Origin of the sequence: Aeromicrobium sp. (genome assembly GCF_036676885.1) — a bacterium.
GTDB lineage: Bacteria > Actinomycetota > Actinomycetes > Propionibacteriales > Nocardioidaceae > Aeromicrobium.
Map to the genome: position 1 here is coordinate 1 of NZ_JAKFCB010000053.1, position 7,436 is coordinate 7,436.

At 68.5% G+C, this 7,436-nt stretch carries 9 protein-coding genes; 2 read left to right on the forward strand and 7 right to left on the reverse strand.

What is annotated here, in order from left to right; all coding sequences use genetic code 11:
• Window positions 1-124: 124 nt before the first annotated feature.
• Window positions 125-1,714 (reverse strand): ABC transporter permease, encoded by a 1,590-nt coding sequence (locus V6M46_RS02930; RefSeq protein ID WP_332662271.1) that lies wholly within the window; start codon window positions 1,712-1,714, stop codon window positions 125-127.
• On the reverse strand, window positions 1,711-2,604 hold the full coding sequence (locus V6M46_RS02935) for an ABC transporter ATP-binding protein (RefSeq protein WP_332662273.1): 894 nt from the start codon (window positions 2,602-2,604) through the stop codon (window positions 1,711-1,713). Before V6M46_RS02935 ends, V6M46_RS02930 begins: the two co-directional genes overlap by 4 nt.
• Window positions 2,605-2,677: 73 nt before the next feature.
• Here V6M46_RS02935 and V6M46_RS02940 point away from each other — a divergent pair, with 73 nt between their 5' ends.
• Together V6M46_RS02940 and V6M46_RS02945 are read left to right on the forward strand one after the other, a co-directional pair.
• The gene (locus V6M46_RS02940) at window positions 2,678-3,136 is read left to right on the forward strand and encodes a GbsR/MarR family transcriptional regulator (protein WP_332662274.1); all 459 of its coding nucleotides are present in this window, start codon (window positions 2,678-2,680) and stop codon (window positions 3,134-3,136) included.
• Window positions 3,133-3,429 carry a hypothetical protein gene (locus tag V6M46_RS02945; RefSeq protein WP_332662275.1) on the forward strand — a complete coding sequence of 99 codons (297 nt, stop codon included), beginning with the start codon at window positions 3,133-3,135 and terminating at the stop codon, window positions 3,427-3,429. Before V6M46_RS02940 ends, V6M46_RS02945 begins: the two co-directional genes overlap by 4 nt.
• Window positions 3,430-3,457: 28 nt before the next feature.
• Here V6M46_RS02945 and V6M46_RS02950 read toward each other — a convergent pair whose 3' ends face one another.
• From V6M46_RS02950 to V6M46_RS02970, 5 genes are all read right to left on the reverse strand, one after another.
• On the reverse strand, window positions 3,458-5,116 hold the full coding sequence (locus V6M46_RS02950; RefSeq protein WP_332662276.1) for a BCCT family transporter: 1,659 nt from the start codon (window positions 5,114-5,116) through the stop codon (window positions 3,458-3,460).
• 75 nt (window positions 5,117-5,191) lie between these two features.
• Complete coding sequence (locus tag V6M46_RS02955; protein WP_332662277.1) at window positions 5,192-5,458, reverse strand: DUF2516 family protein; 267 nt, start codon at window positions 5,456-5,458, stop codon at window positions 5,192-5,194.
• A 77-nt stretch (window positions 5,459-5,535) separates the two neighbouring features.
• Complete coding sequence (locus V6M46_RS02960; protein ID WP_332662278.1) at window positions 5,536-6,051, reverse strand: hypothetical protein; 516 nt, start codon at window positions 6,049-6,051, stop codon at window positions 5,536-5,538.
• Entirely contained in the window at window positions 6,048-6,461 is a 414-nt protein-coding gene (locus tag V6M46_RS02965) for a helix-turn-helix domain-containing protein (protein WP_332662279.1), read from the reverse strand. The genes V6M46_RS02960 and V6M46_RS02965 overlap by 4 nt, the downstream gene beginning before the upstream one ends.
• A gap of 75 nt (window positions 6,462-6,536) precedes the next feature.
• Window positions 6,537-7,436 (reverse strand): asparaginase (locus V6M46_RS02970; protein WP_332662280.1); only part of this gene is annotated, 900 nt, incomplete at its 5' end.

Sequence of the window (7,436 nt, forward strand, 5' to 3'; positions counted from 1 at the left end):
CCCCGTGTCAGCACCGTGCGCTCAGGAGCCAGCCGGCCGAGGCCGGTGGGTTGCCCCATGTCGAGCAGCGATCCCTGGAAGAACTCCTCCATCCCGACATCGTACGCTCGATCGAACACATGTTCTAGTTGGTGACGAGATCCCGCCGCCGCAGTGCCGCCATCCCCAACCAGCTGAGCGCCGCGATGATCGCGAGGAGCACGACGACCGGCACCACCCGGAAGTCCTCCGCCGGCGTCTGCGCCAGGTGCTGGAACGGCGAGACGTCCATGAGCCAGCCCGGCAGCTGCAGCAGCTCCCCGAACATCATCACGATGAAGCAGAATCCCAGACCCAGCCAGCCGACCCCGGCCCAGCGCGTGCGGATCCCGTACGCCAGCCACGTCAACGCCGCGAGCAGCAGGACCGGCACGGCGTACGGCAGCGTCGCTCCCGTGAGCCGGAGCACCGCGGACCCGTCGCCGGTGACGAGCGCGAAGCCCAGACCCATGCCGAGCCCACCGGCGAGGACGGCGGCCACCGTGCCGACAAGCGTGACGACGAGGTGCGCGACAGCCCACCGCCACCGCGGCAGCGCGGTCGCGAGCAGGCCCTCGGCGAACCCTGCGCCCTCCTCGCCGCGCAGCCGCTGCACCGACGCGATCGCGAACCCGCTACCGATCAGCGCCAGCATCACCGCCGACGTGGCGTAGAACGAGTCGACGACCGAGTTGCCGGCCGAGGCGAACATGTCCTTCGAGAATTCCGAGTCACCGAGCAGGTCTTCCACGTCGTCGCCGATCGACCCGTACGCGACACCACCCAGCAGCATCCCGAACGTCCAGCCGATCACGCTGCCGCGTTGCAGCCGCCAGGCGAGCGCCGACGCCGATCCGAGCGAGCCGCGAGCGGGACCCGGCCTGGCCGGCCACACGCCGGAGCCGATGTCGCGCCGGTCGAACAGCATGACCGCTGCGACGGCCAGCACCACGACGGCGACGACGGACAGCAGCGCCGGCCACCACTGCTCCTCGGCGTACGGGCGCAGGTACTGCCCCCAGCCGATCGGCGACAGCCACGACAGGGCGCCGTTGCCGACGTCGCCGATGGCCCGGAGGGCGTACGCCACCCCGATCACGGCACCCGTGATTCCGTACGCCGCGCGCGTACTCTCGACGAGCTGCGCCGCCACGAGCGCGACGCCGCCGAAGACCAGCCCCGTGAGGCCGGCCGCCAGACCCAGTGCCCACGAACCGGCGGCCGGCAGGCCGTAGCTGACCAGGCTCATCGCGAGCAGGACGCCGAGCAGCACGTTGGCGATGACGACGACCAGGGCGGTGGCCGCCAGCGGGGCGTGCCGGCCGATCGCCGCGGCGCGCACGAGCTCGTCACGCCCACTCTCCTCCTCGGCGCGGGTGTGCCGGCCGACGAGGAACATGCTCATGAGGGCGGCGACGATCGCGCCGAACGCGGCCGCCTGCCACGCGACCTGCCCGCCCAGCGTGTTGAGTGCGCGGGCGGGACCGGCCATCGCGATGAACGCCGCGTTGCTCTCCATGCCGGCCGCGGCCCTGTCGAGCTCGGCCTGCGTCGTGTAGAGCCCGTCGGTGCTGACCGCCTGCGAGTAGTAGAGGAGCACGTTGCCCGTGATCCACCAGAACAGCATCATGCGGTCGCGCCTCAGGTGGAATCGCAGCACCGTCAGCGCCCCGGTGGACCCGGTGGACCCGGTCACGAGGAGACATCCTCGCCGTAGTGCCGCAGGAACAGCTCTTCGAGCGTCGGTGGCTGGCTCGTGAGCGTACGCACCCCGAACCGGCCGAGCGCCTCCAGCGCAGCGCCGAGGTGGTCCGTGTCGACCTCGAACGTCGCCCGTGCGCCCTCGACGACGAGGTCGTGCACACCGGTCAGGCGATCGAGGCCCGACGGCGACTCCACGAGCTCGGCCGACACCGACGTACGCGTGAGGTGCCGCAGGTCGGCGAGCGTGCCCGACTCGACCGTGCGCCCGGCGCGGATGATGCTGACCCGGTCGCAGAGTCGCTCGACCTCCGCGAGGATGTGGCTCGACAGCAGCACCGAGCTGCCCTCGTCCCTGAACTCGTCGACGCAGTCGGTGAACACCGCCTCCATCAGCGGGTCCAGCCCGGACGTCGGCTCGTCCAGGATCAGCAGCTCCACATCGCTCGAGAGCGCGGCCACGAGCGCGACCTTCTGCCGGTTGCCCTTGGAGTACGTCCGGGACTTCTTGGTCGGGTCGAGCTCGAAGCGTTCGATCAGCACGGCACGGCGCTTCTCGTCGAGTCCGCCGCGGAGCCGGCCGAGCAGGTCGATGACCTCGCCGCCGGACAGGTTGGGCCAGAGGTTCACCTCGCCCGGTACGTACGCCAGGCGCCGATGCAGCGCTGCGGCGTCGCGCCACGGGTCCTGGCCGAACAGCGAGACGCGGCCCGCGTCGGCGCGAAGCAGTCCCAGCAGCACCCGGATCGTGGTGGACTTGCCGGAACCGTTGGGCCCCAGGAACCCGTGCACCTCACCGCGCGCGACCTGCAGGTCAAGGCCGTCGAGGGCAGTCGTGTGGCCGAACCGCTTCACGAGTCCGGTGATGTCGATGACTGAGTCCATGGAGCCGACGATACATCGCTTCATCCATTCCTGAAATGTCTGAACTTCGTGAATATCCGATAGGATGCCACGTGTGAAGGACGATCAGGTCGCCGAGTTCATCGAGGGATTCGCGCTGCAGCTCAATGACGCCGGCATGCAGCGCATGGCCGCGCGCGTCTTTGCCACGCTGCTCGTCGCACCGGAGAACGGCCACACCGCCAAGGAGATCGGCGAGGTCCTGGGGGTGAGCGCCGCGGCAGTCAGCGGTGCCACGGCCTACCTGACCCGGATGGGCCTCGCCGTGCGCCAGCGCGTGACCGGCGAACGCGTCGATCGATACAACGTGCTGGGCACGACCTGGGCCGAGGCCATGGCGACGGAGACCCAGACGATCAGCACCCTGTCCGGCCTGCTCGAGCAAGGGCTGACCCGCGTCGAGGCCGGCAGCGCCGCCCACGAGCGACTCGCCGCAACGCATGACTTCTTCAGCTACATGGCCGTCGAGATGCCCAAGCTCGTCGAGCGCTGGCACGAGTCGAGGAAGGCGTGACCGACATCGCCTGGGACCGGCTGATGGACCTGCTCGACCACTTCGCCGGCAACCCCGACCTGCCGCTCAGCCCTGACGTCGAGCGTACGTTCGCGGCACTGTGCGCCCAGGCGATCGAGGACGGCTCGGTCGATCGCGAGCTGCACGTCGAGGACACCGCGCGTTGGCTGACCGGTCTCGTCGTCGCGCACCGGACGGTGCGCGACACCCACCCCGAGGTGCCGCCGGATGCGGACCTCGGCGTGCTGCGCGTCGTCGTCACGCGCTGGTTGCACCCGGCCCGGCCGCGCTGACCCCGTCGTCGGGAAGGACCGACCCGCCCTACCTGGTCGACTCGCTGTCGGGCGCCGGCTCGACGACGAGTACGAAGTCACCGTCATGGTCCTCGCCGCCCGTGAGAACGGCCTGCGCAACGACCTCGACGCCCTTGCGATGACGGATGATCACCGGGTCGGTCTGCAGGTCCTTGTAGAGCGAGAGACACATCGCGGCCATGACCAGCACGAACGGCACAGCGGCGACAATCGTGATCTGCTGCAGGCCGGTGAGCGCGGCGGAACCGCCATCGCCTCCGGTGGCGAGCATGATCGCCGCGACACCGCCCATCACGGTGCCCCAGAAGATGACGGTCCCCTTCGACGGCTCGATCGACCCCTTCTCGCTGAGCGTGCCCATGACGATCGAGGCCGCATCGGCACCCGAGACGAAGAAGATGCCGACCAGCACCATCACGAGCACGGTCGAGACCGAAGCAAGCGGCAGATGATCGAGGGTCCCGAACAGCGCGGAGGTGGGCTCGACGGAACCGGCCTTGCCGACGAGGTCGCCGGTCCTGCGCTGGACGTCGATCGCGGTGCCACCGAAGATCGCGAACCACACCAGGCTCACGAGCGAAGGCACGATCAGGACGCCCGTGACGAACTGGCGGATCGTACGTCCGCGGCTGATGCGCGCGATGAACATGCCGACGAACGGCGTCCACGAGACCCACCACGCCCAGTAGAAGATCGTCCAGCTCGCGAGCCAGCTCTTCATCTCGGCGTCGCCGCTGGCCGCCGTGCGGGACGCCATGCCGGTCATCTGGCTGGCGTAGTCGCCGAGCGCCGTCGGCAGCAGGTTGAGGATCAGGAGCGTCGGTCCCGCGACGAAGACGAAGAGGGCGAGGATCAGGGCCAGGACCATGTTGGTGTTGGACAGCCACTGGATGCCCTTCGCGACGCCCGACACCGCGGAGGCGATGAAGGCGATCGTCAGGACGACGATGACGGCCACGAGCAGCGACTTGCCGGCGCTGTCGGCCCAGCCGTTGTACTCGATCCCGCTGCCGATCTGCAGGGCGCCGAGGCCCAGGGACGCAGCCGAGCCGAACAGCGTCGCGAAGATCGCGAGCATGTCGATGGTCCGGCCGACGGGGCCGTCGGCGCGGGCGCCGATGAGCGGCCGGAACGCCGAGGAGATGAGCAGGGACCGCCCCTTGCGGAACGTGCCATAGGCGATGGCCACGCCGACGACCGCATAGATCGCCCAGGGGTGGAGCGCCCAGTGGAACATCGTGGTCGCCATGGCGGTCTGCATGGCTTCCTCGGACTCGGCCTGCGACGTGCCAGGCGGCGGCGAGGCATAGTGCGTCAGCGGCTCGGCGACGCCCCAGAACATCAGGCCGATCCCCATGCCCGCACTGAACATCATCGCGATCCACGAGACGGTCTTGAACTCGGGCTCCTCGCCGTCGTCACCGAGCGGGATGCGGCCGTACTTGCTGGCCGCGAGGCAGATCACGAAGATCACGAAGAACGTCGTGCTGAGCACGAAGAACCAGCCCGTGTTGGTGATGACCCAGCTCTGCGCGTCGCCCGAGGCCGAGCCCAGGCTGTCGGTGCTGACCACGCCCCAGACGACGAAGGCGATTGCCAGGATGCTGGTGACCCAGAAGACCACCGGATCGATACGTGCGCGCCATGTCGACGTCTGCTGCTTCATGCAATTCCCCGAACGGTAGGTGTGCAGTCCAACCTTTCGACCGTACGCGAGACAGTTGCGCCTGACCAATCGCTGCTAACGGGAGTCCGAGCCGCGCACCTGGGCGAGATAGACCAGCGCGCCGACAGTGCCGGCGAGGTTGAGCAGGTCGAGCGGGCTCCACCAGACCAGGTGGGTCAGGACGGCGAGCACCAGGATCACGAGCCAGGTCTGCTTGGGCAGCGTCTCGATGTAGGTGAACTTCGCGGACGGGCGCGCGACGCAGTCGACGAGAGCGAAGCCCTTCGCGGCGAACAGCGCAATGGAGATGATGAACATCAGGCCGTTCTGGATCTCGAACATGCCCGAAGGCTATCCAATGACGCAGAAGAGGCGGGCCCCCGTGTGGGGACCCGCCTCTTTCGTGGTGTTGCGGAGAATCAGGCCTTCTTCTCGGGAGCCTTCTTGGCCGGAGCCTTCTTGGCCGGAGCCTTCTTGGCGGCCGGGGCTGCCTTCTTGGCCGGAGCCTTCTTGGCCGGCTCGGGCGTCTTCTTGACGGTCGTGTCGACCTTCTCGGCGGCCTTGCGAAGCGTCGTCGGGGCCTTCGAGGTCACCTTGGTGACCTGCGTCTTGGCGTCGGTGACGAGCTGCTCGGCGCGCTTCTGGGCGTCGTCAGCGAAGCCCTTGGCCTGCTTGGTGACGTCCTCGACGCCGCTGTCGACGGTCTTCTTGATGTCCTCGACCTTGAGGCCCTTGGCCTTGGCGACGAGCTCCTCACCCTTCTTGGCGAGGTCGGCGTACGCGGTCGTGGCGGTGCCGACAGCGGTCTGCGCGAGGCCCTGGGCCTGCTTCTGCAGCTCGGCGACGTCGACCTTCTTGAGCGTCTCGGGCAGTGCCTTGACGTCGTCGACGATCGACTTCACCTGGGCGTTGATGGTCTCGGTGATGGTGGTCATGTGGTTTCCTCCTGGTTGGCTTCGGTCACTGTTGCGGCCAGCTCGGTGTCCGACGCTTCGTCAGTGCCGACGAAGGAGCGATAGATATCGAGCAGCGCGGTCTTCTGACGCTCTGTGAGCCGGTGATCGAGGGCGATGGCGTCCTCGACCATCCGCGCTCCGCTCTCGTCGGCATCGAGGATGCCGGCTCGAACGTAGAGCGACTCGGCGGAGATCCTGAGCGCCTTGGCGATCTGCTGCAGGACTTCTGCCGAAGGTCGGCGCAGACCTCTCTCGATCTGGCTGAGGTACGGATTGGAGACATCCGTGAGCTCGGCCAGCTGCCGAAGAGACATCTGTGCCTGACCCCGCTGCTCACGCAGGTATTCGCCGAGTCCTTCGACGGTGCGCTGCATGCTCAACTTGGCCATGACTCCAGTGTGCTTGCAAAAGTTAGCAAATGCAAGCACGGGTGTTTGCGACCTCGGTCACAGCATCGCCGCAGGTCAGAACGTGGTTCGGACCTCGCCGACCGGCTTGCCGCCACCCAGCACCTCGGGGCGTTCCTGCAACACGGGGGCGTCGAGCCCGCCGAGCTCGAGGGCCCGGGCCATCACGGCGTAGACCGGGCGCTCGCTGCCGTCCTCGATCTTGACTGCGTACGCCGAGCCGTCCGGCAGGCCCACGACGTAGGTGCTCTCGGCGCCCCATTTCGCCACGAGCCCGGGGAATGCCAGCATCAGGTCACGCTCAGGACGGGTCGTTCCGCTGAGGTACTCAGGGTGCGACGTCATGGCCTCGACGAGCCGGGCGCCGAGGCTGCCCGTTGGACTCTGCATGATGCGGCCGATGGCCCGGGCAAGTTGCTGGAGGGGGGTCGCAAGCAGCGGTGCGCCGCAGCCGTCGACCCCCACAGCCGCCGGCGGACCGTCGGTGAGCTCGGTGAACGTCGCGGTGATCTCGAGCTGGAGCGGGTGCTCGGGGTCGAGGTAGTCGTCGATCGTCCACTCGTTCGTCACGCACGTCAGCAGCATCGCGGCGTGCTTGCCGGAGCAGTCCATGCAGATCGGGTCGCGCTTGCCACCTGCGCGGAGGTAGTCGGCGTGGACATGGGGATCCAGCGGGTACGACGGCGGCGTCTGCAGCGCCTGCTCGTCCACTCCGGCCACAGCCAGGATCTCCCTGACGCCGTCGAGGTGGAACGGCTCGCCGGTGTGACTCGCGGCCGCGAGGGCCAACAGCCGGCCGTCGAGCGGCAGCCCGGCGCGCAGCATGCCGAGCGCCTGGATCGGCTTGTTGGCCGACCGGGGGAAGATCACGGTGCCCGGATCGCCGATCGACCAGGTCACGTCGCCGGCCGGATCGACCCCGACGGCGACACCTCGATGGCGACTTTCGACGAGCCC